The sequence below is a fragment of the Vibrio sp. OPT46 genome (assembly GCF_015163535.1).
Classification (GTDB): domain Bacteria; phylum Pseudomonadota; class Gammaproteobacteria; order Enterobacterales; family Vibrionaceae; genus Vibrio; species Vibrio alginolyticus.
The window spans coordinates 1-356 of record NZ_JADDYG010000193.1; the positions used below are offsets into that span (position 1 = coordinate 1).

Below are 356 nucleotides of genomic sequence, written 5' to 3' on the forward strand. Positions count from 1 at the left end.
TGCTCCTACTGCTTGTACGTACACGGTTTCAGGTTCTATTTCACTCCCCTCACAGGGGTTCTTTTCGCCTTTCCCTCACGGTACTGGTTCACTATCGGTCAGTCAGTAGTATTTAGCCTTGGAGGATGGTCCCCCCATATTCAGACAGGATATCACGTGTCCCGCCCTACTCGATTTCACTGAACACACGTCGTCAACTACGGGACTATCACCCTGTATCGTCGGCCTTTCCAGGCTGTTCGTCTAACGCGTGTAAAGCTTAAGGGCTAGTCCAATTTCGCTCGCCGCTACTTTCGGAATCTCGGTTGATTTCTTTTCCTCGGGGTACTTAGATGTTTCAGTTCCCCCGGTTCGCC

1 rRNA gene is annotated in these 356 nt (G+C 51.1%); it reads right to left on the reverse strand.

The annotated features are described in order from the left end of the window. A 23S ribosomal RNA gene (locus tag IQR33_RS08720) occupies window positions 1-356 on the reverse strand; the annotation flags it as partial.